This window comes from Halpernia humi, assembly GCF_900108025.1.
GTDB classification, from domain to species: Bacteria; Bacteroidota; Bacteroidia; order Flavobacteriales; family Weeksellaceae; genus Halpernia; species Halpernia humi.
The window spans coordinates 54,483-81,111 of record NZ_FNUS01000004.1 but is presented as its reverse complement, the minus strand read 5'-3'; the positions used below and the strand labels follow the sequence as shown (position 1 = coordinate 81,111).

Here is a 26,629-nt window from a genome sequence, read left to right as displayed (position 1 = left end):
CTTTAAATTTTCACTAAATTTTAGAATTAAATTGTTTAAAAAATTTTAATTAAAATGTAGATAAGCTATTGAATTTGTACTGTTTACGGCTTTTTTTATCCACAATTTAAGGTTTATATCTTGTAGGAAAATTGTTTGTAAAAACGGACATTTTTTTTTGCATTTAAGGATTTCTTGCCCCATCTTTGATTCAACAATAAAGCATAGCAGTAAAATTTAATTTTAAAAATTGTAAGAGGATTAAAATTAAAAATTGAAAAAAATTAGAAAAGAATTTCAAATTTAATGAATTGTTGAATTTTAAAATAAATCGAAAGATGGAAATTAGAAATCAAAAATGAGTTAGAAGAAAATTAAAATCGAAATTTTTTTTGCGAAGGCTTAAAAATCAAAACTTGAAAAATTGTATTGTAAAAGATTCGAAAGAAAAATTGGAAATGCAAAAAACACAAGTGTAGATTGTATAAGTTGGAACTTTAAATGTTAAAACGAAAAAGTCTTAACGTAAAACATTGAAAAAAGAAAATAAATCGCAAAGATTGAAATTGGACTTCAAAGTTAGAAATAGAGACAAAGGTTAAACAATTTGTTCGACAAAAAAAATTAACGGAAAAGAAATTAATAAATAGAACCGAAAGGTGAAAAGAATTAAAAAATTAAAGTTGATTTATACGAAACGAATAAAGTGAAAACTTATTAGACTGATGATTCAGCAAAGGATTTGAAAAAATCTAAAGCAGAATCATCAGTTTTTTTTATGCCTTTTTTTAAAACTCAATCCGTAATTTTGCAACATGCAACAACGCAAAATTATCCACATCGATATGGATGCTTTTTATGCTTCTGTAGAACAAATGGATTTCCCGGAATTGCGTGGAAAACCTTTGGCAGTAGGCGGTGGCGAAAGAGGCGTAGTTGCAGCAGCAAGTTATGAAGCCCGAAAATTTGGCGTGCGTTCTGCAATGCCGAGTAAAATCGCCAAAGAAAAATGCCCACAATTGATTTTCGTGAAACCTCGTTTCGTGCGTTATAAAGAGATCTCGCAACAAATCCGCAAAATATTTTTAGATTATACAGATTTGGTAGAACCTTTGTCTTTAGACGAAGCCTATCTTGATGTTACAGAAAATAAAAAAAACATCACTTCTGCTAATGATTTGGCGCGAGAAATTAGAAAAAGAATTTTCGATGAGGTCGGTTTAACGGCTTCCGCAGGGATTTCCGTAAATAAATTTCTGGCAAAAGTAGCCTCGGATATCAACAAACCAAACGGACAAAAAACTATTCATCCTTCAAAAATTGCAGAATTTTTAGAAAAACTACCCATCGAAAAATTTTATGGAATTGGAAAAGTGACGGCCAACAAAATGCACACTCTACATATTTTTAATGGTGCCGATTTAAAACAAAAAACTTTAGAAGAACTCACAAATTTATTCGGGAAATCTGGCAATTATTATTTTAATGTCGTTCGTGGGATTCACAATAGTGAGGTAAAACCAAATCGCATTCAAAAAAGTGTCGCCGTAGAACGCACATTTTCAGAAGATTTGAATGATGACCAACAAATTAGTGAACGTTTAAAGGACTTAAGCGCAGAATTAGAACTGCGTTTGCAAAAACATAATATTTTAGGTAAATCTTTAACTTTAAAAATAAAATACAAAGATTTTACCCAATTTACACGTAGCAAAACCCAATTAGATTTTTACCAAACTTCCTCAGATTTTTATAAAACAGCGCTTCAACTTTGGCAAGCGAGACCTTATAATAAAGCGATTCGGCTTTTGGGTTTGTCGCTTTCAAACTTAAATACGGAAGAGAAAAAGCAGATTTCCGTACAGTTGAAAATTCCTTTTGAAGACTTTTGAAATTTATGAACTAAAATTTGGCGCACAGATTTCCACAGATTTTTTTTCGCCATAAATTGTAAAAATTTACACTTTTAAAAAAGTTTTCACCATATTTAGAGCCTGTTTAAATTTATAATTTATTTTTACCATTAAGGAATTAAGCCATTTTCGCTTAAAAAACTTAATAAAAATCAATTTATTGATTGCTTAATCAGAATAAACTTAACTCACTGAAATTCTTAATGTTAAATTTAAGAATAAACAGATTTTATTTTAATTTAGAAAATTAAGAAAAGGCTATAAAAAATTTATTGAATGAAATTTAAATAGGCTCTTATAAGTTGTAAATAATTTTAGTCCGCATAAAAATAATAAAAATATGAATTCTACCATGATTCAATTTTTCCATTGGTACACAGATGGAAATTCCCAATTGTATGACCAAATAAAAAATTCTGCGGACTATCTCAATGATTTAGGAATAGATTATGTTTGGTTTCCGCCCGCCATGAAAGGAAATGCCGGCGGTTATTCTGTCGGTTATGATCCTTATGATTTGTTTGATTTGGGCGAATTTGATCAAAAGGGCATAATTCCTACAAAATACGGTTCAAAAGATCAATATTTAGACGCCATCAAATCTTTAAAGGAAAAAAACATCAAAACAATTGTAGATATTGTTCTCAATCACAAAGCCGGCGGCGATGAAAAAGAAAAATTTCTAGCGGTGGAAGTCGATCCAGAAAACCGCCAGAAAAATATTTCTGAGCCTTTTGAAATTGAAAGTTATACGAAATTTACTTTTCCGAGCAGAGAAAAAAAATATTCAGATTTTGTGTGGAATTACACTTGCTTTTCTGGGGTGGATTTTGCCGAAGGTCAAGATGAAGGAATTTTTCAAATTATTCATGATCACGGCAATGGTTGGGAAGAAATGATTAGCGATGAAAAAGGAAATTATGATTTTTTGATGTATAATGACATTGATCACCGAAATCCTTTCGTGCGCGAAGAACTCAATTATTGGGCAAAATGGTACCAAGAACTCACCAATTTTGACGGCGTTCGTTTGGATGCGTTGAAACATCAATCGGCAGAATTTTACAAAGAATGGCTGCAATTATTGCGTACCAATTCAGGGAAAAATATTTTCGCAGTTGGCGAATATTGGGCACCAGGAGAATTGCCGCTTCTTCAAAAATACATTGATTATACGGAAGGCTGCATGAATTTGTTTGATTCTTCTCTGCAACAAAATTTTCACACGGCTTCAACCGAGGGAAATACTTATGATTTGCGCGAGATTTTCAATGAAACTTTAACTTTAGCCGATCCGCAACATTCTGTTTCTTTGGTTGATAATCACGATACACAACCTTTGCAGGCTTTGGAAGCGCCCGTTGAAAAATGGTTCAAACCGATTGCGTATGCGTTAATTTTATTGCGCGAAAACGGTTTTCCATGCGTTTTTTATCCAGATTTATTTGGCGCTCATTATACAGATAAGGACAAGGAAGGAAATGATCAGGAAATATTTTTAGATAAAGTCGAGAAAATAGAAGAACTTCTGAAAGCCCGAAAAAATTACGCTTACGGCGAGCAAAAAGATTATTTTGAAGACGCGAATTGTCTCGGTTGGGTGCGTTTAGGAAATGATGAACACGCCGGTTGCGCCGTGGTTTTAAGCAATAAAGATGCTTATGAAAAGGCGATGGAAGTCGGGAAAAATTATGCTGGAAGAACCTTTTGCGATTATCTCGGTTGGTTTGAAGACAAAGTAACCATAGATGAAAACGGTTGGGGAAATTTCCCAGTTCCGGCGGGAAATGTTTCGGTTTGGGTGGCGGAAGAGTGAGGGATTTTAATTCATTTAACTTAATGAAAATTTTCTTTTTTCTAAATAGTTTTTCACTCTTAATTTGAAAGGATTAATTTTAAGTAGTATATTTGAAATTAATGTTTTAATTTTTTTCTGTGTTTAAATTTTATAAATGGATAAAATACTATTTCAAAACAAACAATATGATGTGCGACAAATTACGTTGCCCAACGTAGGAAATGTTAACATTTCAACTACAGTTTTAAATAAATTATTATTAAATAATGATGGCAGTTATGTCTCTGAGGAAGCAGTAGCAGTTGATGAAAGTATTTATTATTTTGTTGATGTAGGTGAAATATATTATTCTGAAGAAGAATTATTAAAATTATTAAAAATTGAGATATTATGTTAAGATTTCAGTTTTTTCCGCGCTCACAAGGAATTACAAAAGAAATACAAAATATAATTTCTTGCTTTGATTTGGAATATCAAAATATAAAATCCCCAGAATTTAACCTTTCAAGTAATGATGTTTTAGAAATTGTAAGACCTCATTTAGAGAAAATTAATTTCACTTGCGAGACAGGTAAAACAGCCGCAAAAAAAATAAGTGTTCCAGTATTGTTTGGTTATGATAACAAAATAGACAAGTCGTTTAATGCTGATGCAGTAAGTTCTGATGGAAAAATTGTGATTGAAATTGAAGCAGGTAGAGCAACTGAAAATAATCAATTTTTAAAAGATGTTTTTCAAGCGTGCATGATGTTCGAAGTAGAATATTTAGTTATTGTTGTTAGAAATGTATATCGTAAACACAAGGATTTTGAGATTATACATACCTTTTTAGAAACTCTGTATATTTCTAATCGTCTTCATCTACCTTTAAAAGGAATTTTATTAATTGGATACTAAATTTTTTGCTTGATATAGAACCACGTTTGTCGAATGGAATTAGTGATCAAGACATTTTACAACTAGAAATTGTTCCAGATAAGGCTGTCAAACCGGTAATGTTCGAGATGTTTTAGCAATAAGATCTTTACAAACCTGGGAAATTGGAATTTCAGCAAAAAATAATCATAGAGCGGTTAAACATTCTCGACTATCGAATGACATTGATTTCGGACAAAAATGGTTAGGTTATCCTTGTTCTGTTTCTTATTTTGAAGAAATCAAACCTATATTTGATAATTTAGCGAAGTTAAGAACGGCAAGTAAAGCAACTCAAAAATGGAATACCCTCGGTGATTATCATTCCTCTGTTTATATGCCTGTTCTAGATGCTTTTAAAAAGGAATTAGTACGTTTAGATCAGCAAAATCCCAGTTTAGTTGCACAAAAATTAGTTGAATACTTAGTTGGAAATCAAGATTTTTATAAAGTAATAAAAGGTAAAAATAAGGTCGAAATTCAAGCCTACAATTTGCACGGGACTTTGAATTTGCCCTTTGAAAATATTAAACCAAAAGCAAAAATTCAAAAATTAAAATTACCAAATCGACTAATAGAAGTTGTTTATCAAGATAACTCTAAAACAACGCTTTTAGTTACCTTAAGTGAAGGTTGGCAAATTTCTTTTCGTATTCATAACGCAAGTTCTAGAATTGAACCATCTTTAAAATTTGATATTAATTTAATTTCAGCACCACATTCTCTTTTTTCGAATCAATTGTTTATTAGTTGAAAACATATACTTCTTCCCTCACACAAAAAAATCCCGGTCATTCTAGCCTGGATTGAAGGGAAAATCCTTTTTCTTTTTCCTGAAAAAAGAAAAAGATTGGAATGAAAAGCCGGACGAATCTTCCGACAAATCTGAAACTTTGTTGCTTCTAAAAATTCTACAAATGTTAAAATTTTCTCAAAAAATGAAATTGTGAGATATTCAATTTTTAAGGCCTTAAATTTACAATTGAAAAAAATAAATATATGGATACAACTACAGTAAAAGCCTTTGGTGCAGAATCCAAAACGGCGGATTTAAAAGAAATGAATATTGAGCGAAGAGAAGTGACTGCAAATGACGTGGAAATTGACATTTTGTTTTGTGGCGTTTGCCATTCTGATCTTCACACTGCAAGAAATGATTGGGGCGGTTCAAAATATCCTGCTGTTCCCGGACACGAAATTGTGGGTAGAATCACCAATGTTGGGGCAGAAGTGACCAATTTTAAAGTAGGTGATTTGGCAGCAGTTGGCTGTATGGTAGATTCTTGCCGTGAATGTGAGAATTGCAAACAGAATCTTGAACAATATTGCACTCAAGGAATGGTGGGAACTTACAACGGAAACGACAAACATTTGGGCGGCCATACTTTCGGTGGTTATTCTGAAAAAGTGGTGGTTGATAAAAATTACGTTTTAAGAGTACCAGAAAATCTTGATTTAGCCGCAGTTGCACCTTTGCTTTGCGCGGGAATCACAACTTATTCGCCGCTAAAACACTGGAATGTGAATGAAAATTCTAAAGTTGCGGTTGTTGGTTTGGGCGGTCTTGGTCACATGGCAATCAAATTGGCTAAAGGTTTGGGCGCACACGTGAGTTTATTTTCACGTTCGCCAGAAAAAACGCAAGATGCTTTGGATTTAGGCGCAGATCAAGTCGTAATTTCTACCAATGAAGAAGAAATGCAAAAAGTGCAAGGGAAATTTGATGTCATTATCGACACCGTTCCTTATGAACACGATTTGAATCCTTATGTTTCTACTTTAAACGTGAGCGGAACTTTGGTCTTATTAGGTTTCATCGGAAATTTAGAATCAATAATCAGCACAGTTCCTATTGTTTTAGGAAGACGATCTATTGCTGGTTCATTAATTGGCGGAATTGCGGAAACTCAGGAAATGCTGGATTTCTGTGGTGAGAAAAATATTGTTTCTGATATTGAAATGATCAACATGCAAAACATCAACGAAGCGTATGAAAGAATGTTGAAAAGCGACGTCAAATACCGTTTCGTGATTGATATGAAAAGTTTGAAAAACTAATTATTTTTACCAAAAAGTCACAAAGATTTTATTTTCTTATTTAAAATAAGGACACAAAGTTTAATACTACTTTTAAAAACACTTCAGAAATGAGGTGTTTTTTTTGTTTAAATTTGGGAAAATGTACACAAAAGAAATTTTCTTTCGGGAGGAAAATTTCGATAAAAATTCCATCAAAAATACACCCTTTAGGGCCGGGGAAATATTTTTGCTGGAATTTTAAACAGTCTCTGCGACTGTATTTTTTCTTTAAATTTGGGAAAATGTACACAAATGATATTTTCTTTCGGCAGGAAAATTTCGAAAAAAATTCCATCAAAAATACACCCTTTAGGGCCGGGGAAAATTTTTGATGGAATTTTAAACAGTTCTGTGTATTTTTTTTAAATTTAAAAATAATTTATACCTATGAAAATCTACCTTTTCTTTTTATTAATCGTACTTTCTTGTAATAAAAAAGAAGAAGTTTCAAAATACAATTATCAAAATCTTTCTGGCCAAGAGAAAAGCCAAAAAGCCATTGAAATCGCTGAAGAAAAGTTTAATGAAGTTTATGGCAAAGAAACAATGGCGAAAGAACAACCTTTGAAAGCCAAAAAAATAAATGATTCTGTTTGGTTTGTTAGTGGAACTTTCAATAGTAAAGGTTTTGGCGGCGTTGCTTTTGGTGAAGTTGATGTTAAAAATCAAAGAGTCATCAAATATTCTCATGGCGAATAATTTCCAAATTATTTCATTTTCACATTCTCAAAAACTCAAAAACTCAATTAACTTAAAATAACTATCTTCGCCCAACTTTTGGTTCCTGAGTAAAATCGGGATTAATAGGGAATGAAGCGCAAATCTTCAACTGTCCCCGCAACTGTAAATCACGCGAAAATTTTTTTGCAAAACTAGCCACTGTCTAAAGATGGGAAGGCGCAAAAAATGTGAAAGTCAGGAGACCTGCCAAATTTGTTTTTAATTTTTATGCTTTCGGAGGAAAAGCCAAATTTGCTGAATTTTTCGGTTCAGTTCTATTTGCCTACATTTTTCCGATAAGTCATACTTTAACCAAATTTATTTTCAAAAAAAATGAAAAAAGAAATTTTAGTTGGAGCCATGCTTATCGTAAGTTCATGCGCGTTTGCCCAACAAGAAACAGGAATTCAGGAAGTGACGATTGCTTCCAAAACTTCAAAACCTATTTACAAATCAGGAAAAAACGTCCAGTTGCTTTCCGCTAAAGATTTAGAAAAATTTAAAGGTCAGAATTTGAATGACGTTTTAAATCAGTTGGTTGGCTTTCAAATCACTGGAAATTTCAACAACACTTCCGAGCCAAAATCGCTGAAAATTAGAGGCGGAAAAAGTGCCAATGTTTTAATTTTAATGGACGGCGTTCCGCTGAAAGACGTTACAGGAAATGATTACACCGTTTCAGATTTACGCTTGATTGCTTTAGAAAATATTGAAAGTATTGAAGTTTTAAATGGCGCGTCTTCGGTTTTGTACGGTAGCAACGCAACAGTTTCGGTGATTAATATTAAAACCAAACAATCTGCAAATAAGAAAATTGAAGGCTTGCTTTCCGCGCGTGGCGGCTCTTTTTCCACTTTTGCGCAAGATTTAACTTTAAAAGGAAAATTGTCAGATTTTAATTATGAGGTTTCCGGTTTTAATGAAAAATCAGAAGGTTTGAGTTCTGCAGAAGGTGAAAATTTTAATAAAGATGGCTACGAAAAGCAGAATTTTGCGGCAAATTTGGGCTACAACAAAAATAATTTCAGCCTAAATGTAAACGGAAATTACAGCCACAATTTGTTTCATTACGATGACGGCGCTTTCACAGACGGTAATAATCGGGGAAATGACATTCAAAAATTTGCAGGTTTAAGTTCAAAATACACTTATAAAAATGGCGAGATTCATTTCAATTCCAGACTTTCTGCAACGGAGAGAGTTGGGCAAAGTTTTGTGGGAAATGCTTATCAAGATCAATATTCTTACGCAGGAGCCAACTTTTTTTCGGAATTATTTAACCAATACTCATTTTCAAAATACATTAGTTTAGTTGCCGGAATTCAGTATGAAACCCAAAATATGGGTGCAAAATCTTTGCCTTTTGGTGGAAATTCTTTAGAAGATGTATTGCTAAAAAGTGATACAAAAAACAATAATTTCGATGCTTTTGCACAAGCCAATTTTAATTATTCTGGCTTTAATTTAGACTTGGGAATTAGAAATACGAACCAATCGAAATTTGGTAATCATTTGGTTTATAGCATCAATCCATTTTATTTAAAAGAATTTGATGAAAATTATTTTAAATTAGGATATTCTTATTCCACGGCATTTATTGCGCCGACTTTATACCAAAATTTTGGTTCTTTGCCTTACACTTTGCCAAACTTTGATTTAAAACCAGAAACCAATTCTTCCCACGAAATTGATTTGTCTTTTGGTAAAAAAGACCAAAGTTTTGTCATTAATGCTTCACTTTATCAACGTCAGGAAAAGGATGCTTTTGCCTACGAAACAGTAGATTTTGTGAGTTACGCGGGTCAATTTTTAAACGTAGATTCTAATAAAGTGAAAGGTTTTGATGTTGGTTTTAAATACAGATTTAATCCAATATTTAACATAGGCGGAAATTTCAGTTATGTGGAAAAAGAGAAAGAAGCAACAATGCTTCGTCAGCCAAAACAACGGGTCAATTCTTTCTTAGAAATCGATGCTTTTAAGGGAAATAAAATCAATTTCACGCACCAATTTGTCTCAAAAAGAAGCGATTCCTATTACGATTCCGCTACTTTCGCCGTTGTTCCGGTTGAGTTGAAATCTTACCATTTATTTAATTTAAATGTGAGCCAGACGTTGGTGAAAAACCTTTCGGTTTTTGCAAACATTGGTAATTTATTTAATACAAGTTACGTCGATGTTGTCGGCTTTACCATGAAACCCCGAAATTATACAGTTGGCGTAGATTATAAGTTTTAAATGCTATAAATTAAATCTGCACAATCAGCCAAATCTGCGAGTATAATACTTCCACTTTTGTCATTCCGAAGGAATCTAGGCGGTTTAATTGCACTGCTTAGATTCCTACGGAAAGACAAAAACCTAATAGGATGTACTGCTAAAATATTTTTTACAGTAATTATTTTGCTAAAACCAAACCCATCTTTCCCGCCTCCAAAATCACGAAATTTTTCGCTTCAATTGGATCATTTGAAATTTCGCCTTCCAAAATCGCTTCCTTTACTTTTTCCTTTAAAATCCCGATTTCCCGACCAGGATTTAAATTAAATAATGCCATAATTTCTTCGCCAGAAATGGGCGGTTGAAAATTTCTGATGTGGTCTTTTTCTTCCACTTCTTTTATTTTTTCGGCGACATATTCAAAGTTTTTCTTAAATTTTTCCTGCTTTTTTGCATTTTTTGTAGTGATATCGGCTTTATTTAAAATAAATAAATCTTCCAAATCATCACCCGCATCAAAAAGCAAACGTCGCAAAGCAGAATCTGAGGTTCCATCGTCTATTAAAGCAATAGGTCGAGAAGATAATTTCACCATTTTCTGCACAAATTTCATGTCATTTCCCAAAGGTAATTTCAACTGATAAAAAATATTTTTTACCATTTTTGAACCTACAAATTCGTGTCCGTGGAAAGACCAACCGATTCCTTTTATAAATTTTTTTGTTGGCGCTTTTCCAATGTCGTGAAGCAAAGCCGCCCATCGAAGCCAAAGATTATCAGTGTTTTCAGAAATATTATCTACGACTTCCAAAGTATGCCAAAAATTATCTTTGTGCGTTTGTCCTTCTTTTTCTTCGATACCTTTTAACGCCGTTAATTCCGGTAAAATTAAATTTAATAAACCTGTTTCTTCCATTAATTTTAAACCAACCGAAGGCTTTTCCGAAAGCATAATTTTATTAAATTCAACCATCACGCGTTCCAGAGAAACGATTTTAATTCTTTCGGCTTCGTTTTTTATGGCTTCTAAGGAATTTTCTTCAATCGTAAAATTCAGCGTCGATGCAAATCTCAAAGCGCGCATCATTCGTAAAGGATCGTCAGAATAGGTTTTTGAAGGTTCGAGCGGCGTGCGTAAAATTTTATTGGTTAAATCTTTTTGTCCGTTAAAAGGGTCAATTAATTCGCCAAAATTTTCTTTATTTAATGATATCGCTAAAGCGTTGATTGTAAAATCCCGGCGTTTTTGATCGTCTTCCAAAGTGCCGTTTTCCACGGCTGGTTTTCTTGAATTTTCATTATAACTTTCTTTTCTCGCACCAACAAATTCCAAATCTAAATGGTTGAATTTCACCATTGCCGTTCCGTAAGTTTTAAAAATAGACACTTTTAAATTCGGGTCCAATTCTTTGGCAACGGCTTTTGCAAGGTCGATTCCGCTTTCTTCGGTGACGAAATCAATGTCAGTTGGCGCTTTTCGTTTCATCAAAAGATCCCGCACAAAACCGCCGACAATAAAAACCGATTGATTATTCTTTTCCGCAACTGCAGAAATGGTTTTAAATAATTTAAAATTTTTATTTTGAGTAAGATTGATGGTCATTTTGCAAAGATACGATTCAGAAATATTTTGAGTGTTTTAGTTTAAAATTAAATCAAATAAAACATAATTTTGTCATTCCGCAGGAATCTCAACCGCTTAGATTCCTGTGGAATGACAAAAATGGTCTTAAAAACCAAGATAATTAAAATACAATTAGAAAATTATATTACTCACGAATTATTTTAATTCTACTGTCATTCCAGATTTTCATAATAGAAGAACCCGAAAATTCCGACACTTTATCTTCCAAATCTTTCACTACAAAATCGACAGAATTTTTAATTTCCGGCGAAATATCAGAAAATTTTATTGGACTTTTTTCACTACTTAAATTAGCAGAAGTTGAAACCAAAGGATTATTTAATTTTGAAATTAATTTTTTACAGAAATCATTTTTCACCACACGAATTCCCACAGAACCGTCTTCTGCTAAAAGTTCTTTTGGTAAATTTCTGACTGTTTCATAAATTATTGTTACTGGTTTTTCACTTAAATCCATAATTTCCCAAGCAATTTCTGGAACATCGACTAAATCCTGCAAACGCTTGTCATTTTCCACCAAAATAATCATTGATTTTGAAGGCTCTCTTTTTTTGATTTCAAATATTTTTTGAATGGCTTCAATATTTGTCGCATCGCAACCAATTCCCCAAATCGTGTCCGTTGGATAAAGTATCGTTCCGCCTGATTTTAATAGTTCTATAATGTTTTCCATAATTTTTTTTAAATCTTTTAAACAAAATTAAACATCGTTTAAATCAGATTTTGAATGTACAAAAATAGGGAAAAAATGTTCGCTTTTTTACGTTTGAGAATATATCATACATCAATGTTTTTGGATGTTGTTTGCTGTAAATTTGTATTATAAAATTAACAAAATGGAATTAGGAATAGGAATGTTTGGCGATCTTGCGTTTGACCAAACCACAGGAAAATACAGAGATGCCGGAATAAAACTTCGTGAGATTTTGGAACAGGTAAAATTAATGGATGAAGTGGGAATTGATATTTTTGCGATGGGTGAACATCACCGTCCAGAATATGCAGTTTCTTCACCCGAAATACTTTTGGCCGCCGCTGCAAGTATCACAAAAAATATAAAATTGGCAAGTGGTGTAACGGTTTTAAGTTCATCGGAACCAGTAAAAGTGTATCAAAATTTTTCAACTTTAGATTTAATTTCAGATGGAAGAGCAGAGATATTTGTGGGCAGAGGAAGTTTTATAGAATCTTTTCCTTTGTTTGGTTATTCTTTAAATGATTATGAAGAACTTTTTGATGAAAAATTAGATTTATTATTAAAAATTAATTCTGAGGAAAATATCACTTGGTCAGGAAAATTGCGTGCGCCGATGGAAAACCAAACCGTTTATCCAAGAGCAAAAAATGGTGGAAAATTGCCAATTTGGCGCGCCGTCGGTGGAACGCCACAATCGGTTTTAAGTGCCGCAAGACTTGGAATGCCGCTTGTTGTCGCGATCATTGGCGGAATGCCGATTCAGTTTAAAAATTTAATAGAATTTTACAAACAGGAATATTTAAAAGCAGGATTTCCGGAAGCAGAAATGCAGATCGCCATTCATTCTCACACTTTTGTAAGTGAAGATCAAAATGTGATCGACGGATATTTTGAAAATTATAAATCGCAAATGGACAGAATTGGTTCATCACGCGGTTGGGCGCCATACACAAAAATGCAGTATGAAGGCGGAAGAATGAAAGATGGTGCTTTATTTATCGGAAATCCGAAAGAAGTTGCCGATAAAATAAATTACATGAAAGAGATTTTCGGTATTACCAGATTTATAGGTCACATGGATGTTGGTGATCCAGCGCACGACATTATGATGGATTCTATAAAATTATTTGGCGAAAAAGTAGCGCCAGAAGTGAAGTAAAAATTTAAAAAAATCCTTTAAAAATTTAGCAAAATTATTGCCCCGACCCTAAAGGGAGTAATTTTGCTAAATTTTACAGATAATTTTTAATAATTTTCCAATTTTCCAATTTTTTTTCAAAAGAAATCGTGTGAAGCGGACTTGTGGAAGGCAGTAAAAGTATGGGAATTTTAAAGTTTTTACCTAAAATCTTTTGTAAAATTTTAAAAGATTTTCCGCCATTGCAGAAGATGGCGGAAATATTTTGATATTTTTCTAAAAGTTCAAATATTGGGTTTGCTTCTTCGTTTTTTATTTCAGAATCTAAACTTCCTTTTCTTTCACAGGAATCAATCACGTCCCAAAGTGCGACGTGGTTTTTCTTTAAAAGTTTAATTTTTTCTATGTAATCTTCGGAAAATTCTTCATTAAATAATTGGAAGATAATTTTCCAGAATTTATTATGCGGATGTCCGTAATATTGCTGTTTTTCTAAAGATTTTACACCGGGAATTGAGCCTAAAATTAAGATCTTAGAATTGTCATCAATAATTGGCGGAAATGATGAAATGCGGTTTTCCAACTTTAATTTATTTTAAAATTAATTTTCTCAATAAATTCTTCATATTCTTGAGTATAAGTCTTTTGTTGATGGTGTTTTTCTTGGTTTTTAATATAATTTCTTACTTTTTCAATATTTGATTCTGAAACGGAAACTGCAAAATATTGTTCTTGCCAGTTAAATTTTTCTTCGGTTAAATTATTTTTGTTTATCCAAAATGAAGATTCACCTTTTATCAACTGAACTACTTTTTCAATATTTTGATTTGAAGAAAGTGAAATTAAACAGTGGCAATGGTCTGAATATCCATTCACCATATCAATAAAAATTCCTTTTTCCGTTGCATTTTCTTTAATGTGCTTCCAAACTTTAATTCTTAAATCTTTCGAATTAAGAAATGGCTTTCTTTCTAACGTTGAGAATACCAAATGAATGTAAATTTTAATAAACGACATTAGGAAAATTATTTATTCAAATGTATGAATTTTTGTAAGTTTTGGCTAAAGCCAATCAATTTATCTAAATTAAAAACGGGCTAAAGCCCGTTCCTAGTGATTTTTTCGTATAGTAAATGATTTCACCTTTTTGAATACGTTTTAGGTTTTGATCAATAGGAGCGGGCTTTAGCCCGCTTAATGGTTGGAATCATTTTTGGCTTTAGCCAAAACCTATCTCATTAAAAATATTCTTTGAAATTGTAAATTATGATTTTGGCTAAAGCCAATTGTTTAATCAAAATTAAAAACGGGCTAAAGCCCGTTCCTATCGATTTGTAAAAATTTACTCTTTTAATACCTTTCTTTAATCACATTCAAATGATGCAGATTATGTCCCACAATCAATTTTTCGATTGTTTCCACAGAAATTTCATTTCCATTCGCAAAACCTTTATTTAAAAGCATTTCGGCTGTAAAACTTTTGAATAATAAAATGGAAGATTGTCTAACCAAAGAAAATTCTGCAATTAAATCTGAAACATTTCGAATGTCTGCATTTGAATTTTTAGCATAAATTTCTTCATCGAATCCCGGTAAATTTTGGGTTTCACCGCGGGAAATCGCCAACGCACGATATTGAAAAATCCTTTCACAATCAATCAAATGCTGCAAAATTTCTTTTAAAGACCATTTGTTTTCTGCGTATTTATAAAGCGCAGATTCATCGTTTAAATTTAAATAAATGGCTAAAGTTGCTTTTTCAGATTGACCAAGTTCGTCAAAAAAATGGTCTGTCGGAATTAGATCCAAATAACGCTGAATGTATTTTTGAAATTCTGTCATATTAGTAAATTTACCAATGCAAAAATTTAACAGTTTAACGATTTTAAAAATATGGCTAAACTGTTAAACTGATATATTGTTATATTATTTAGAAAAAGCGTTTTCCAGATCTTGCAATAAATCTTCAGCATCTTCAATGCCGACGCTTAAACGTATTAAATCGTCGGTAATGCCCAATTCTGCGCGTTTTTTTGCAGGAATTGAAGCGTGTGTCATCAATGCAGGATGGTTGGCTAAAGATTCTACGCCGCCCAAAGATTCTGCTAAAGTAAAGACTTTTAAGTTTTCTAAAAATTTAATAGCATCTTCTTTTTTTCCTGATTTAAAGGTAAAAGAAACCATTCCGCCAAAATCTGACATTTGTTTTTGGGCTAAATCATTTTGCGGATGAGATTTTAATCCTGGATAAAAAACTTTATCAACCGCCGGATGATTTTCTAAATATTCCGCGATTTTCATTCCGTTTTCAGAATGTCTTTGTACGCGCAAAGCCAAAGTTTTAATACCTCTTAAAACCAAGTAAGAATCCATCGGTCCAAGAATTCCGCCACTTGCGAATTGAATAAAATGAAGTTCTTCGCCTAATTTTTCATCTTTCGCAACTAACGCGCCCGCAACCAAATCGGAATGTCCGCCTAAATATTTTGTGGCAGAATGCATCACAATATCGGCGCCTAAATCTAATGGTTTTTGCAAATAAGGTGTTGCAAAAGTATTATCAACAGCGACTAAAATGTTTTTTCCTTTTACCAAATCGCAAACGGCTTTAATATCTACCAATTTCATTAGCGGATTTGTCGGCGTTTCAATCCAGATTAATCTCGTTTTATCCGTGATTTTATCTTCAACTTTTGAAACATCATCAAAATTAATGAAGGTAAATTTTAAATTATATTTTTCGAATAAACGCACGAAAAGTCGGTAACTTCCCCCATATAAATCATCTACAGCGATAATTTCATCGCCAGGTTTTAATAGTTTTAAAACGCAGTCAATCGCAGCCAAACCTGAACCAAATGCCAAACCTTTTGTGCCGTTTTCGATACTTGCCAAACTGTCTTCCAACGCTTGTCTTGTGGGATTTGCAGCGCGGGAATATTCGTATTCTCCGATTGGGTTTCCGGGTGATTTTTGTGCAAAAGTGGAAGTTAAAAACACGGGAACATTTACTGAGCCGGTTGTAGGTTCTGGGTGTTGATTTCCGTGAATTACTTTGGTATTGAATTTCATATTTTTCTAATTTAACAATTTAATAGTCTAACAGTTTACCAATGTTTTAATTGCTACATTTTTACATTTGCAAATTGTTATATTATTTTTACATTTTTATTGCTGCTTTTACCGCGAAAGTTTCGGCGGTATCTTCCAACCATTGTGCCACATCTTCTTCGCCAGTGGCTTTTTCGTAAGTGTGGCTTATTGATAATAAAATTTGGTGAAGAAACATTTTCATATCATCCACTGGCATATCTTTAGTCCAAAGATCGATTCTTAAGGCTTCCTTTTTTTTGTCGTCCCAAACGGAAATCATGGTTGCTTTTGTTTCTTCATTTTCAATTCCGCCATCTTGGGCATTCCAATACAATTTTTCAGGAACGTGGTTTTCATCGAGTTCTACACGGATATTTATGTTGGTTTCACGCATTTTTTTTATTTAATTAAAGGGTTAAAAATTAAAAGATTCTTTTTAATTATCAAATTATCAAATTATCAAATTATCAAATTATTTTGTTATACTCAAACACTTAATTACTATATCAATCAACTTTCGGTCTATATTGTGCCTCATTAAAAATAGTTTGGGCATCCATTTTCAGAAAATCCTGTAGAGTAGTATTTGGTTTTTCTTTGAAAAATTTCCGACAAATTTGCCAGCCTTCAAAATTTCCAACTTGTGGCGAAGATTCATTATCGATCGCTGTATAAAATTTAGAAAATGGCGCTTTCGACATGAAACGTTCTTCCAATCGTGCATCATCGCTATAAACCAGATTGTTTTCTACGAAAAAATTCCAGATATTTTCTTCATTGGCTTCACACCATTCATATTGTTTTTGTGTGTAATTCAATTTAAGATAATCTGGTTCTTGTGGCAAAAAGACATCTTGAAGCGTTAAAATTTTTCCTTGAAAAACAATTTTATCTAAAAACTTTTGATGTTTTGCATCTGGTCTAATGAGTTGATTTGCAATAATGTCAGATACTTTTGGGATGATGTTTTGTGGATTCATGGATTTTTGAATATAAAGATCCATGCCTTTATAATTCGGGTTGTTTTCTCCCATAAAACCAGTGATGTCAATAAAAAGGTAATTATTTTTTGGTTCTAAAAAAATGGGGTCTTGCGCCATCTGCAAATCAGAAGAAAATAGATAAACTTGTGGCGTTTTAAAATCGGGAAAATAATATTGAATATGCGCAAAAAGTGAAGACAATTCGGTTTTTAATTTTTGTTGGTCTATTTTTGCAATTGCTTCTTTGTAAATTTTTATTTCTGCTGAATCGGCTCTTCTTGCGCTATAATCGGCATCTGTAACGCTTCCTTGAAACCAAGGATATTGTTTTTTAAACTCTTCTAAAGAAACTGTAGAATCGTAAAATTCTTTAGAAATATCTGTTAATTTCACATTTGGAAATTCATTTTCAATTTTAATGTCCCATTTATTTGCAGAATCTTTTTTGCAAGAATTTAGTACAAAAATTAGAACCGCCGAAAGCATAAAATATTTAAAAAACTTCATTATTTTTACCAAGTTAAATTTTCACGCAAAATTAGTGAAAATTTAGCGGAAAACTTGTGTAGGGAATAGAAATGAAATATCCAAATTGAACAAAAAATTCCTTCGTGATTTTAAAATTTAATTATTACAATTTCAGTTTAATTTAAAAAAAATAAAAAATGCAATCACAAAAAGTAATAGATTATATCGTAAATTGGCTTAAAGATTATGCTGAAAAAGCAGGTGTAAATGGTTATGTTGTAGGTGTTTCAGGTGGTGTAGATTCTGCCGTAGTTTCCACTTTATGTGCAAAAACAGGTTTAAAAGTTTTAGTTTTAGAAATGCCAATTCGCCAGAAAGAAGACCAAGTAAATCGCGCCAAAGAACACATTGAAGATTTGAAAAGTAAATTTCCAAATGTAGAAGGAATGTCGGTAAATCTAACGCCGGTTTTTGAAAAATTATACAAAACGTTTGATGTGGATGATGAAAAATTTCCTGCAGAAAAATTGGCTTTTGCCAATACACGTTCTAGATTAAGAATGCTTACGTTGTATTATTATGGCCAAATAAACGGACTTTTGGTTTGCGGAACAGGAAATAAAGTAGAAGATTTTGGCATCGGTTTTTACACCAAATATGGCGACGGCGGTGTCGATATTTCGCCGATTGCAGATTTATATAAAACGGAAGTTTACCAATTGTCTCGTGATTTAGATTTGGTTAAAAGTATTCAGGAAGCAGTTCCGACGGACGGTTTGTGGGATGTTGACAGAACTGATGAGCAGCAAATTGGCGCAACTTACCCAGAATTAGAAAAAATTCAAAAAGAATGGGGAACAAAAACGGAAGCGGATTATCACGGAAGAGATTTGGAAGTTTTTAAAATATTTTCTAAAATGAACAAAGCCGCGCAACACAAAATAAACCCAATTCCGGTGTGTGATATTCCGGAAGAGTGGAGAAATTAATAATGAAGAAATTAATAATTTTAAAATTTAAATATTTTACACCAATTTGTTTTCTGATTTTTTTTATGCCATTTTTGAGAATGTGTCATAAACCTGTAAAGATTGCAGATTCAACTCAAATAGGAGATTTCGATACAAAGAAACAAATTGGAAAACAACCAAAAACTGTTGATATTCCAACATATCAATTAGATGGTTTAGCGAAAATTGAAGTTAATTTAAATGCTTATCAGTTAAGTGGTTTAACACAATTAAACGAAAAAGATTTCCAATTGAAAAAATACTTTGATTGGAATTCTCTTCCGATGTTTTTTTATTTGCTAATAGTGATAAATTGTGCATTATCCGTTGTTTTTGCTTTTTACAATAAATTTTTGCTTTTTCTGATTTTATCTCTATTGAATTTGCTTTTAATGATTATTTCAACAATATTGTTTATCCGTTCTGGTTTTATAGAAGAATTTTCAGACTTCAAATATGGGTTTTATTTTTTCGTAGTTTATTTAATTTTAATGATAATTCTTGCCAAAAAAGAACTTGAAATTTCAAAGTCAAATATTAATCATCAACTTTAACTTATGAATCCAGAAAAAAGAAAAATTTTCCTCGCTTTTTTATTCGGTGGAATGGGGATGTTTTTGGTGATGTATCTGTTTAATGGTTTTCCAAAGAAAAATACTTCTGCTGAAAATCAAAATAACGATACAAAAACTGAGGTTTTAAAATCAAATAATCAAAATACTTCTGCCAATATTTCAGAAATTACAAAAGCAGAAAAAGTGATTTCTTATGTAAAAACCAATCACCATTTGCCAGAATTTTACTTAACTAAAAACGAAGCAAAACAACAAGGTTGGATTTCATCGAAAGGAAATCTTTGTGAGGTTTTGCCGGGAAAAGCAATTGGCGGTGATTATTTTAGCAACCGAGAAAAAAAACTGCCTTCAGGAGAAAAATATTTTGAAGCGGACGTCAATTACAATTGCGGAAACCGAAACGCAGACCGCATAATTTTTACAAAAAACGGCGATGTTTATTTGACGACCGATCATTATAAAAGTTTTCAAAAGCAATGAAATTACAATACTTTGGTTTGCTATTTTTTTTAATTTTATTTTGTTGTTCGAAGGAAAAAATTTCAGAAACAACCATTAAACCTAAAGTTATTTTAATTCAGCCTTTTAAAGATTTAAGCCAAAGAGATTTAAAAGAGGTGGTAGAAAATATTAGAAAAATTTATCCTGAAATAAGAGTTTTAGAACCGATTGATTTTCCTAAAAATTCTTATTATGCACCAAGAAATCGTTATAGAGCCGATTCAATTATTAAATATTTGAATTCAAAAACGGCAAACGGATTTATAACTTTAGGTTTAACATCGAAAGATATAAGTGTAACAAAAGGAAAAAATCCAGATTTTGGAATTATGGGTTTAGGTTTTAAACCAGGAAAAGCCTGCGTTGCATCAAAATTTAGATTAGATAAAAAAAATAATGAGCAATTTTATAAAGTTGCGATTCACGAGTTGGGACACACGGAAGGATTAAATCACTGCCCTATAAAAACTTGTTTTATGCGGGATGCAGAAGGCGGAAATCCGACAAATGAAGAAACCGATTTCTGTGAAAAATGTAAAAATTATTTAAAAACAAAAAACTGGAAATTCAACTAAAATGGGAAAAACAATTTATATAGACTTCACAAACATCGGCGATTATGAAGATTTCTACGCAGACTTAAAATCTAAAATAATTTTGCCAGATTATTTTGGTGATAATCTAGATGCGCTTTCAGATGTGATTTCTGGCGAGTTGGAACTACCGTTTCATATAGAATTTATAAATATGAGCGTGGATCAGTTAGAAACCTTTGAAGATTTATTAGAAACTCTAGAAGATACGGAAGATGAAGTGGAAGGTTTTTCTTTCAGTTTTTATCTAGAACAATTTGAATGAAAGAAAAAACAAAAAATCCCGCGAGATGCAGGATTTTCTGATTGATATGAAGAGTGAAAATTCTATGAAAAATTTATTTTATATCAATTAAAAATTGGGTATCAATTAATTGCTAGAATCTGCAATATCCCAAGATGTAAGACCTGTCCAACCTTTTGCCCAATCTGGAAGCGCAGTTCCATTTCCAGCGCCGGTTGCAGTGGTACTTTCTGTAAAAGCGGTTGACATATCTGGAGCAGTTGGATATTTTGTGCTTGCTTTAGATTTCCACTTTGTAGCAACATTTACAAATTTTATATTGTTTAGATATGCTCCACCTTTAAACCAATCATAAGTTCTGTCGGTTTCAAAATCTAAACCTGTTGAAAAGTTTGCAATGACGATATTGTTAAATTTACCATTGCTTCCTGCTCTCAATTTCATACCTTGAGATTCTGATCCTGCGGTATTTCCGATAAAAGTAGCATTAGAAATATCTGGGTTAGAAACACCATTTCCGTTAGTTGTATTTGGATCTGTATCTTGTGTATCTGCTTCTATACCTCTATTTCCTGGATCTGTTCCGTTTTGGTATTTTTTATTTCTTGCAGCATAAATATAACTTGCTGAACCAGAAAATCCTTCCGTCCAATCAAAAGAATCATCTTGATTGCCAATCATAACCAAGTGGTCATATTTTGGTGATCCACCAAAGGATTCGAATGGGTCATCTGCACCGTCTGCAATGTAAACGTAAGAAATAGTGGTTCCACTTCCACATCCGAAAAGTGATAAACCATTGAATTCTTTTTCAGGATTATATTTAAAACCTGTGTCTAAAATGATGCAGTAATTAATAATCCCTGAAGAATCTAAAGAATTTGTACCACCATAAGTTAAATCTCCTAATTCTGAAGTAGAAGTTCCGGCTGCACTTCTGTTTGAAGGTGCATTGCCAAGTAAAACTACACCGCCCCAATAACCTTGTCCGTGTTGCGCACCATCAAATAAAACTGGTTTTGCAGCAGTTCCGTTGATGAAAATTTTTCCGCCTCTATCTACTAAAAGATAAGTGGCACCTTTTTCTCCGACAATGTGTGTTCCAGCGGGAATTACAAGAGTTGCTCCGTTATCAACTATTAAACTTCCTGTAAGGTGATAAGTTTGTGTCGCATCTAAAGTAACCGTTTGTCCTGTTGTGATGTGGCCTTCAAATTTTGCCGGATTTACGGTTGGTCCAGTTGGTGCCACAACGTCTTCAGTTGCAGATCGTCCGCAAGATGTTACCGCAGTAGCAATTAGCGTTGTAAAAGCAAGTAAATGGATTGCTTTAAAAATTGACTTTTTCATGAGTAATTAATTTTAAGTGATATTTTATTTAATTAAAATTTATAAGAAATATTGAATCCCAACTCCCTGCCTCTCGTGTAATCTCTATTGGTAAAAATTCCTGCTTTGTTTTCTTGGGTGATGATGTAATTCGGGTTTAGCAAGTTTTTCGCAAAAATTCCAATTCCGATTCCATCTAGATTGATATTTAATGTAGCATCTAAAACATTGATTGGTTTTTGGTAAAAATTACCTGTATTATTAGTTCCGATGGAGTATAAACTTCTACCGACATAAGCGTAAGAAACCACAAAGTCAAAATCTTTTTTAGCGCCAAATTTATGGTTCAAACCTAAATTTACATTCGCTAGAAAATCTGAAGCACCTTGAATTTTTTCACTGGTTTGTCCGCTAAATTCGATGCTTTTTCCGTTTTCTCTAGCGACTTTATCTGCATTTAATTTTTGATTGGTATTCATATAACTTCCGTTTAAGAAAGTATAGAGTCTGGTTTTCCCCCAATCATAAATATCTTTTCTAATTTCTACTTCCGCGCCGAAAATAGTACCGTAATCGGCGATATTAAAATAAGTCATATCGCTTGAAGAAGCAGATGAATAGGTCGTTCTTGCAATTGGGTTTTTAATGTATTTTCCAAAAGCAGTTACCGAAAGAACTTCGCCACGTTTCGGGAAGTATTCCCATTTTAAATCAGCATTGTAATTGTCTGATGGATATACTTTTGGGTTCCCGTATGTGTTATTCGTAACGTCGTAATAAGCAATTGGAACGAGTTCTTTGGGTTGCGGCAAAGTATAAGTTTTAGATGCGGCAAATCTCAAATTTTGCTTGTCGGATACTTCATATTTTACGTTTAAAGCGGGTAAAAATTTATTATAACGCGTCACTTTCACACCTGCTCCTAATTCTGAAGAATCCCAAGTATTATCAATATTGATGTAATCGTATCTTCCACCAATTTGCGCGGTTAATCGATCCGAAATTTTATAATCAACATTTAAAAAACTAGAATGAATGATTTGTTTAAAATTATAAAAGAAAGGATCAAAAACGCCGTGTCCGTAACCGCGAAGCGTATTATAGATTATTGATGAATTATTAGCGGGGTTAAAAATACCATCCACATTATTTACATCAATAAAAGAGGGCACGAAATTGAGTTGTAAGCCGATTGTGGTATAATTAAAATCACGTTTTTTTAATTGACCATCATAGCCAAAATTAATTTTAAATTGATTTAATGTTTTGGTTAAATGTACAAAACCGAGTATGGTATTTTCCTTTAAATCATCATAATAACGGTGGTTTTGAATAATACTTCCCGTTAATAATTTTGGTGAAGTAGGATCTGTAATATCAAAGGTATTTTGCAAGCGATCTGGTCTTTTTGTATCGAGCATATTATAACCTAAAGCCCAATCTGCCGTCCAAGTATCAGAAATTTTATGATTTCCGAATAATTGATTGATCCAAAGATTTGATATTTTATTATCATTTCTAGCAATATAAATTTGATTTTGGCTACCGATTTCTCTCAATTTCCCTGTGTAAAATCTTGCATCTTGCACAGAAGTATGGATGAAATTACTGGTATAAGAAATTTTATTATTACTGTTGAGTTTTAGAGTCGCATTAAATAATCCAGTAGTATTTGTGCTATAAGTATAGCGTTCCACCTTATCTAGTTCTTTTATGAAAGCACCTGTAGAATCAAAAAAGCCTTCTTTTCCTTGGCTATAGATATAGTCATTATCAAAACCGCCGTATGCAAAAACTGACAGTTTTTTTCCGTTTTTAAAAGTAAAACTTTTTCCAGCTTCTAAATTGAAGTTAGAATTAAAAGGATTTTTAGCATCTTTAAAATTCCAAGAAGTGGTAAAAGGATAAGTAACCTGCGGATCCACATTACTTTTAAAAGTAGAAACTTTATATCCAAAAAATCCAGGGCCTCCGTTTTGTAATTTAAAATCTTTTTTGTCAAATGTTTGTAAATTAATACCACTTCCCAAACCAATTTTAATGTAAGGTTTGCCAGAAAATTCTTTAGATACAATATTAATATTTGCCCCACCAAAATCACCTAAAAAAGTAGGAGAGTAAACTTTGTCTAAAGACAAATATTCTACCATAGAAGTTTTAAAAATCGCTAAATCGATATTTTTGTTTTCAGGATCGTCTGATGGAATTGGTAATCCATTCAAAGTTGTTTCATTATATCTATCGCCTAATCCACGTACAAAAATGGCACCCGTAGATTCTTGTTTTTGTGTGCCAGATGCCTTTGTTAATGCCGTAGAAACATCACTTACGCCTTGTTTTTGCAATTGATCTGAACCCACATTTTCGGTAATACCAATTGATTTTTTTTGAAGATTGATGAGATTATCTGCGTTGCTCTTTTTGGTAGAACCTTGCAGAATTACACCTTCTATTTTTTTTTCGCTTTTTACAGAATCAGATTTTGTCTTTTGTCCGAAAACTAAAACCGAACTGTAGAGAAATAATACTGAAATACCTATTTTTTGAAGCCTCATAATTTTCTTTAAATGTTGCTGCAAGGAAATTAGAAATTTCTGCCAAGTGTATTGAATCAGTTTTAAGGTTTTGTTACCAATATCTTAAGAAATTTAGTGCATATTAACAATTTGTAAATTTTTAACTATTCCTAAAATAGGAACGACTAATTTTTTATCTTTACAGTTAAACTTAAAAATGAAATCGCCCTTATTAAATTAAGTAGATAGAGATCAATGAAGATTGGCGATACCATTTCACCTTTAAAAACAATAAAAATCTGGAAATGAAATCGCCAGCAAACAATAAATACATAAAAACAAACTAAACTAGGCGATACCATTTCACCTTTAAAAACAATAAAAATCTGGAAATGAAATCGCCAGCAAACAATAAATACATAAAAACAAACTAAACTAGGCGATACCATTTCACCTTTAAAAACAATAAAAATCTGGAAATGAAAGGCAAAAAAATATTACTAATAGATGACGAACCAGATATTTTGGAGATTATTTCTTATAATCTTCAACAAGATGGTTACGACGTTTCCACCGCATTAAATGGAATAGAAGGCTTGCAAAAGGCGATAGAAATTATCCCAGATTTAATTTTACTGGATGTGATGATGCCTGAAAAAGACGGAATAGAAACTTGCCAAGAATTGCGCGCCATCAAAAAATTAGATAACACTTTAATCGTTTTTCTTTCTGCTAGAAGTGAAGAATATACGCAATTAGCAGGTTACCAAGCAGGTGCGAACGATTTTATCGTAAAATTAATCAAACCAAAAATCTTGCGTTCTAAAATAAATGCACTTCTAAAACTAACCAATCAAGAGTTTCAAAGCAATTCTGTTATCGAAATTAAAGATTTAATTATTGATAAAGATAATTTCCGTGTTTCTAAAAACGGGCAATTATTTTTGCTTCCCAAAAATGAGTTTGATCTTCTTTTTCTCTTGGCTTCAAATACCGAAAAAGTCTTTACGCGCGAAGAAATTTTAGATAAAGTTTGGGGAAGCGAAGTTGTGGTGGGCGAAAGAACAATTGATGTTCATATAAGGCGTTTGCGTGAAAAATTTGGCTTAAATTTTATTCAAACTTCCAAAGGTGTTGGTTATAAATTGATTGTTTAAATACTAAAATGCGCTTCCACAAACTTACCTTTTTCGCAAGTCTATTTCTTACTTTGGTCATGATTTTTACGGCATTGCTGTTTGATTATGTGCACACATCACAAGAAATTTTAAAACCCACATTTTTATATAAAATTATTGTTAGCATTTTTTTAATTTTTTTTATTAATTACATCGTTTTAAACTTGCTTTTTGCTACTTATGGTAAAAAACAAATCCAAAAAATGTCTAACTTTTTGCCAGACGATTTGCAAGCCCAAAACGAAACATTAAATTTCCAACAGTTAGGCGAAAGAATTATAGATTTAACGGAGAAAAATGCCACCGAAGTTAGCTTGCTAAAAGAAATGGAAATTTACCGCAAAGATTATGTGGGAAACGTTTCACATGAATTAAAAACGCCACTTTTTTCAATTCAGGCCTATATTGCAACTTTGGTGGATGGCGGCGTGGAAGATTTAAACATCCGAGATAAATACCTCGAGAGAATTGATAAATCTGTGGAAAGACTACTCTCTATCGTGAAAGATTTGGACATGATTAACCAATATGAAAGTGGGCAAATTTCTTTGAATATTTCCGAATTTGATATTAATTCGATTATAAGAGAAACTATTGATTTATTAGATTTTGAGGCACAAAAAAAACAATCTAAAGTTTCACTTCAAAATTCGCAAGCCATTATTTTAGTTAAAGCCGATAAGCAGAAAATTTCTCAGGTTTTAATAAATTTACTTTCGAACGCCATTCATTATTCCAATAGAGAAAAAGCCCAAATTACAATTAAGACAAATGTTTTAAAAAGGAAAGTTTTAGTTGAAGTTTCAGACAACGGAATGGGCATAAAACCCGAACTGTTGCCGCGCATTTTCGAAAGATTTTATCGTGTAGAAAGCAGTAGAAATCGGCAAAATGGTGGGTCTGGTCTTGGCCTGGCCATTGTAAAACACATTCTAGAAGCACATCAAGAAAAAATTCATGTTGAAAGCACTTATTTAGAAGGCACAACATTTAGTTTTTTGCTAGATTTGGTATAATAGTTCGCTGCAATTACAA

At 32.4% G+C, this 26,629-nt stretch carries 25 protein-coding genes, 1 pseudogene and 1 riboswitch; of the genes and pseudogenes, 16 read left to right on the top strand and 10 right to left on the bottom strand.

The window, feature by feature from the left end:
- Positions 1 to 794: 794 nt before the first annotated feature.
- The 8 genes and pseudogenes from dinB to C4S29_RS08870 all read left to right on the top strand — a co-directional run bounded on the left by dinB (position 795) and on the right by C4S29_RS08870 (position 9,642).
- Complete coding sequence (gene dinB, locus C4S29_RS08910; protein ID WP_103913804.1) at positions 795 to 1,871, top strand: DNA polymerase IV; 1,077 nt, start codon at positions 795 to 797, stop codon at positions 1,869 to 1,871.
- 361 nt (positions 1,872 to 2,232) lie between these two features.
- Complete coding sequence (amyA, locus tag C4S29_RS08905) at positions 2,233 to 3,708, top strand: alpha-amylase (protein WP_103913803.1); 1,476 nt, start codon at positions 2,233 to 2,235, stop codon at positions 3,706 to 3,708.
- Positions 3,709 to 3,844: 136 nt separating this feature from the next.
- Positions 3,845 to 4,087 (top strand): hypothetical protein, encoded by a 243-nt coding sequence (locus C4S29_RS08900; protein ID WP_103913802.1) that lies wholly within the window; start codon positions 3,845 to 3,847, stop codon positions 4,085 to 4,087.
- Positions 4,081 to 4,587, top strand: a complete 507-nt coding sequence (locus C4S29_RS08895; protein WP_103913801.1) for a hypothetical protein — start codon at positions 4,081 to 4,083, stop codon at positions 4,585 to 4,587. The genes C4S29_RS08900 and C4S29_RS08895 overlap by 7 nt, the downstream gene beginning before the upstream one ends.
- 100 nt (positions 4,588 to 4,687) lie before the next feature.
- A pseudogene (locus tag C4S29_RS08890) lies at positions 4,688 to 5,359 on the top strand (HaeIII family restriction endonuclease); the annotation flags it as partial.
- 245 nt (positions 5,360 to 5,604) lie between these two features.
- A complete protein-coding gene (locus C4S29_RS08885; RefSeq protein WP_103913800.1) occupies positions 5,605 to 6,663 on the top strand; it encodes an NAD(P)-dependent alcohol dehydrogenase in 1,059 nt (352 codons plus the stop codon).
- A gap of 408 nt (positions 6,664 to 7,071) precedes the next feature.
- On the top strand, positions 7,072 to 7,383 hold the full coding sequence (locus tag C4S29_RS08875; protein WP_103913798.1) for an NTF2 fold immunity protein: 312 nt from the start codon (positions 7,072 to 7,074) through the stop codon (positions 7,381 to 7,383).
- 64 nt (positions 7,384 to 7,447) lie between these two features.
- Positions 7,448 to 7,630: riboswitch (cobalamin riboswitch) on the top strand.
- Positions 7,631 to 7,737: 107 nt separating this feature from the next.
- Positions 7,738 to 9,642 carry a TonB-dependent receptor plug domain-containing protein gene (locus C4S29_RS08870; protein WP_103913797.1) on the top strand — a complete coding sequence of 635 codons (1,905 nt, stop codon included), beginning with the start codon at positions 7,738 to 7,740 and terminating at the stop codon, positions 9,640 to 9,642.
- 160 nt (positions 9,643 to 9,802) lie between these two features.
- On the opposite strand, the gene C4S29_RS08865 is transcribed toward C4S29_RS08870, so the two are convergent.
- Positions 9,803 to 11,227, bottom strand: coding sequence for a CCA tRNA nucleotidyltransferase (locus C4S29_RS08865; protein WP_103913796.1), 1,425 nt, complete (start codon positions 11,225 to 11,227; stop codon positions 9,803 to 9,805).
- 166 nt (positions 11,228 to 11,393) lie between these two features.
- Positions 11,394 to 11,942, bottom strand: a complete 549-nt coding sequence (locus C4S29_RS08860; protein WP_103913795.1) for an L-threonylcarbamoyladenylate synthase — start codon at positions 11,940 to 11,942, stop codon at positions 11,394 to 11,396.
- Positions 11,943 to 12,105: 163 nt separating this feature from the next.
- Between C4S29_RS08860 and C4S29_RS08855 the strand changes: the two genes are divergently transcribed.
- Positions 12,106 to 13,125 carry an LLM class flavin-dependent oxidoreductase gene (locus tag C4S29_RS08855; RefSeq protein WP_103913939.1) on the top strand — a complete coding sequence of 340 codons (1,020 nt, stop codon included), beginning with the start codon at positions 12,106 to 12,108 and terminating at the stop codon, positions 13,123 to 13,125.
- A 73-nt stretch (positions 13,126 to 13,198) separates the two neighbouring features.
- Here the strand turns inward: C4S29_RS08855 and C4S29_RS08850 are convergent, their stop codons facing one another.
- From C4S29_RS08850 to gldB, 6 genes are all read right to left on the bottom strand, one after another.
- Positions 13,199 to 13,687, bottom strand: a complete 489-nt coding sequence (locus tag C4S29_RS08850) for a DNA-deoxyinosine glycosylase (protein WP_103913794.1) — start codon at positions 13,685 to 13,687, stop codon at positions 13,199 to 13,201.
- A 2-nt stretch (positions 13,688 to 13,689) separates the two neighbouring features.
- The gene (gene tnpA, locus C4S29_RS08845; RefSeq protein WP_103913793.1) at positions 13,690 to 14,121 is read right to left on the bottom strand and encodes an IS200/IS605 family transposase; all 432 of its coding nucleotides are present in this window, start codon (positions 14,119 to 14,121) and stop codon (positions 13,690 to 13,692) included.
- A gap of 333 nt (positions 14,122 to 14,454) precedes the next feature.
- Positions 14,455 to 14,946 (bottom strand): DinB family protein, encoded by a 492-nt coding sequence (locus C4S29_RS08840; protein ID WP_103913792.1) that lies wholly within the window; start codon positions 14,944 to 14,946, stop codon positions 14,455 to 14,457.
- Positions 14,947 to 15,030: 84 nt separating this feature from the next.
- On the bottom strand, positions 15,031 to 16,176 hold the full coding sequence (locus C4S29_RS08835) for a cystathionine gamma-synthase (protein ID WP_103913791.1): 1,146 nt from the start codon (positions 16,174 to 16,176) through the stop codon (positions 15,031 to 15,033).
- A gap of 88 nt (positions 16,177 to 16,264) precedes the next feature.
- Complete coding sequence (gldC, locus tag C4S29_RS08830; protein ID WP_103913790.1) at positions 16,265 to 16,591, bottom strand: gliding motility protein GldC; 327 nt, start codon at positions 16,589 to 16,591, stop codon at positions 16,265 to 16,267.
- A 112-nt stretch (positions 16,592 to 16,703) separates the two neighbouring features.
- Positions 16,704 to 17,687, bottom strand: coding sequence for a gliding motility lipoprotein GldB (gene gldB / locus C4S29_RS08825; RefSeq protein WP_103913789.1), 984 nt, complete (start codon positions 17,685 to 17,687; stop codon positions 16,704 to 16,706).
- Positions 17,688 to 17,845: 158 nt separating this feature from the next.
- Here gldB and nadE point away from each other — a divergent pair, with 158 nt between their 5' ends.
- The 5 genes from nadE to C4S29_RS08800 are packed head-to-tail and all read left to right on the top strand — an operon-like array spanning position 17,846 to position 20,592.
- Positions 17,846 to 18,637: an NAD(+) synthase gene (gene nadE, locus C4S29_RS08820; RefSeq protein ID WP_103913788.1), complete on the top strand. Its 792-nt coding sequence runs from the start codon at positions 17,846 to 17,848 to the stop codon at positions 18,635 to 18,637.
- A gap of 2 nt (positions 18,638 to 18,639) precedes the next feature.
- Positions 18,640 to 19,212 (top strand): hypothetical protein, encoded by a 573-nt coding sequence (locus C4S29_RS08815; RefSeq protein WP_103913787.1) that lies wholly within the window; start codon positions 18,640 to 18,642, stop codon positions 19,210 to 19,212.
- A gap of 3 nt (positions 19,213 to 19,215) precedes the next feature.
- The gene (locus tag C4S29_RS08810) at positions 19,216 to 19,713 is read left to right on the top strand and encodes a ribonuclease domain-containing protein (protein ID WP_103913786.1); all 498 of its coding nucleotides are present in this window, start codon (positions 19,216 to 19,218) and stop codon (positions 19,711 to 19,713) included.
- Complete coding sequence (locus C4S29_RS08805) at positions 19,710 to 20,309, top strand: Zn-dependent protease (RefSeq protein ID WP_103913785.1); 600 nt, start codon at positions 19,710 to 19,712, stop codon at positions 20,307 to 20,309. Before C4S29_RS08810 ends, C4S29_RS08805 begins: the two co-directional genes overlap by 4 nt.
- A gap of 1 nt (position 20,310) precedes the next feature.
- Positions 20,311 to 20,592, top strand: coding sequence for a barstar family protein (locus C4S29_RS08800; protein ID WP_103913784.1), 282 nt, complete (start codon positions 20,311 to 20,313; stop codon positions 20,590 to 20,592).
- Between the two features lie 105 nt (positions 20,593 to 20,697).
- Here C4S29_RS08800 and C4S29_RS08795 read toward each other — a convergent pair whose 3' ends face one another.
- Both C4S29_RS08795 and C4S29_RS08790 read right to left on the bottom strand, forming a co-directional pair.
- Positions 20,698 to 21,921 (bottom strand): hypothetical protein, encoded by a 1,224-nt coding sequence (locus C4S29_RS08795; RefSeq protein WP_103913783.1) that lies wholly within the window; start codon positions 21,919 to 21,921, stop codon positions 20,698 to 20,700.
- A gap of 32 nt (positions 21,922 to 21,953) precedes the next feature.
- Positions 21,954 to 24,455 carry a TonB-dependent receptor domain-containing protein gene (locus C4S29_RS08790; RefSeq protein ID WP_103913782.1) on the bottom strand — a complete coding sequence of 834 codons (2,502 nt, stop codon included), beginning with the start codon at positions 24,453 to 24,455 and terminating at the stop codon, positions 21,954 to 21,956.
- A 440-nt stretch (positions 24,456 to 24,895) separates the two neighbouring features.
- Here C4S29_RS08790 and C4S29_RS08785 point away from each other — a divergent pair, with 440 nt between their 5' ends.
- On the top strand, positions 24,896 to 25,573 hold the full coding sequence (locus C4S29_RS08785) for a response regulator transcription factor (RefSeq protein ID WP_103913781.1): 678 nt from the start codon (positions 24,896 to 24,898) through the stop codon (positions 25,571 to 25,573).
- Between the two features lie 8 nt (positions 25,574 to 25,581).
- A complete protein-coding gene (locus C4S29_RS08780) occupies positions 25,582 to 26,610 on the top strand; it encodes a sensor histidine kinase (protein WP_103913780.1) in 1,029 nt (342 codons plus the stop codon).
- The last annotated feature ends 19 nt before the right edge of the window (positions 26,611 to 26,629 follow it).

Excerpts from the sequence above, each read along its gene's own strand:
- dinB (WP_103913804.1), top strand. The coding sequence starts at position 795 with ATGCAACAACGCAAAATTATCCACATCGATATGGATGCTTTTTATGCT.
- amyA (WP_103913803.1), top strand. The coding sequence starts at position 2,233 with ATGAATTCTACCATGATTCAATTTTTCCATTGGTACACAGATGGAAAT.
- C4S29_RS08900 (WP_103913802.1), top strand. The coding sequence starts at position 3,845 with ATGGATAAAATACTATTTCAAAACAAACAATATGATGTGCGACAAATT.
- C4S29_RS08895 (WP_103913801.1), top strand. The coding sequence starts at position 4,081 with ATGTTAAGATTTCAGTTTTTTCCGCGCTCACAAGGAATTACAAAAGAA.
- C4S29_RS08885 (WP_103913800.1), top strand. The coding sequence starts at position 5,605 with ATGGATACAACTACAGTAAAAGCCTTTGGTGCAGAATCCAAAACGGCG.
- C4S29_RS08875 (WP_103913798.1), top strand. The coding sequence starts at position 7,072 with ATGAAAATCTACCTTTTCTTTTTATTAATCGTACTTTCTTGTAATAAA.
- C4S29_RS08870 (WP_103913797.1), top strand. The coding sequence starts at position 7,738 with ATGAAAAAAGAAATTTTAGTTGGAGCCATGCTTATCGTAAGTTCATGC.
- C4S29_RS08865 (WP_103913796.1), bottom strand. The coding sequence starts at position 11,227 with ATGACCATCAATCTTACTCAAAATAAAAATTTTAAATTATTTAAAACC.
- C4S29_RS08860 (WP_103913795.1), bottom strand. The coding sequence starts at position 11,942 with ATGGAAAACATTATAGAACTATTAAAATCAGGCGGAACGATACTTTAT.
- C4S29_RS08855 (WP_103913939.1), top strand. The coding sequence starts at position 12,106 with ATGGAATTAGGAATAGGAATGTTTGGCGATCTTGCGTTTGACCAAACC.
- tnpA (WP_103913793.1), bottom strand. The coding sequence starts at position 14,121 with ATGTCGTTTATTAAAATTTACATTCATTTGGTATTCTCAACGTTAGAA.
- C4S29_RS08840 (WP_103913792.1), bottom strand. The coding sequence starts at position 14,946 with ATGACAGAATTTCAAAAATACATTCAGCGTTATTTGGATCTAATTCCG.
- C4S29_RS08835 (WP_103913791.1), bottom strand. The coding sequence starts at position 16,176 with ATGAAATTCAATACCAAAGTAATTCACGGAAATCAACACCCAGAACCT.
- gldC (WP_103913790.1), bottom strand. The coding sequence starts at position 16,591 with ATGCGTGAAACCAACATAAATATCCGTGTAGAACTCGATGAAAACCAC.
- gldB (WP_103913789.1), bottom strand. The coding sequence starts at position 17,687 with ATGAAGTTTTTTAAATATTTTATGCTTTCGGCGGTTCTAATTTTTGTA.
- nadE (WP_103913788.1), top strand. The coding sequence starts at position 17,846 with ATGCAATCACAAAAAGTAATAGATTATATCGTAAATTGGCTTAAAGAT.
- C4S29_RS08815 (WP_103913787.1), top strand. The coding sequence starts at position 18,640 with ATGAAGAAATTAATAATTTTAAAATTTAAATATTTTACACCAATTTGT.
- C4S29_RS08810 (WP_103913786.1), top strand. The coding sequence starts at position 19,216 with ATGAATCCAGAAAAAAGAAAAATTTTCCTCGCTTTTTTATTCGGTGGA.
- C4S29_RS08805 (WP_103913785.1), top strand. The coding sequence starts at position 19,710 with ATGAAATTACAATACTTTGGTTTGCTATTTTTTTTAATTTTATTTTGT.
- C4S29_RS08800 (WP_103913784.1), top strand. The coding sequence starts at position 20,311 with ATGGGAAAAACAATTTATATAGACTTCACAAACATCGGCGATTATGAA.
- C4S29_RS08795 (WP_103913783.1), bottom strand. The coding sequence starts at position 21,921 with ATGAAAAAGTCAATTTTTAAAGCAATCCATTTACTTGCTTTTACAACG.
- C4S29_RS08790 (WP_103913782.1), bottom strand. The coding sequence starts at position 24,455 with ATGAGGCTTCAAAAAATAGGTATTTCAGTATTATTTCTCTACAGTTCG.
- C4S29_RS08785 (WP_103913781.1), top strand. The coding sequence starts at position 24,896 with ATGAAAGGCAAAAAAATATTACTAATAGATGACGAACCAGATATTTTG.
- C4S29_RS08780 (WP_103913780.1), top strand. The coding sequence starts at position 25,582 with ATGCGCTTCCACAAACTTACCTTTTTCGCAAGTCTATTTCTTACTTTG.